Annotated in this window: 1 protein-coding gene; it reads right to left on the bottom strand. The window is 62.1% G+C overall.

Translation table 11 applies throughout. The annotated features are described in order from the left end of the window. Nucleotides 1–549: SdrD B-like domain-containing protein (locus IP510_RS13620; RefSeq protein WP_194365357.1), on the bottom strand; the 549-nt coding region annotated here is incomplete at both ends.

The raw sequence follows: 549 nt of genomic DNA, 5'->3' as shown, positions 1-549 counted from the left end.
AACGCGATGTTCGAACCCGTGAAGGCGAGCATCAACGTTGTGAGTCCCTGGATGACCGAGCGTGTGCCAAAGGCAGGCAGCTCGACCGTTGAAGTAGTTCCCGTCGACGGGCGGTACTCGGCGTCAACCGACGCGAGGTCGACCGTTGCCGTGTAGGTACCGGCAGGCAGGTTCGTGAGTTCCCACGCTCCATTCGCGTCGGTGGTGACGCGCACGGTTACCGGACCATTCGGGCCATCCCACACGACATCCAACTCCGCGTTCGGGATGCCCTTGTCGCCACTGTCGCGGACGCCATTGCCGTTCGGGTCATCGAACACAATGCCGTTGAGCGTTGCGCTACCGACCACGATGAAGTCAACGTCGAGGCGAGTCTCACCCGAGACGAGCGTTGCCGTGGTCTCGGAGAACACGTCGCCGTCGAGGTCCGAGCTCGGCACGTAACCTTCGGTCAACGTCGTGGGGTCATAGGAGACCTTCACTTCGCCAGCCGGCAGTCCCTCAACGAGGTAGTTGCCGTTCTCATCCGTCGTGGTGGTGATGACGAGG

The organism is Psychrobacter sp. NG254 (assembly GCF_015277735.1).
Classification (GTDB): Bacteria; Pseudomonadota; Gammaproteobacteria; order Pseudomonadales; family Moraxellaceae; genus Psychrobacter.
Note: the sequence above shows the minus strand (reverse complement) of the source record. Positions and strands in the feature narration are given on the sequence as shown.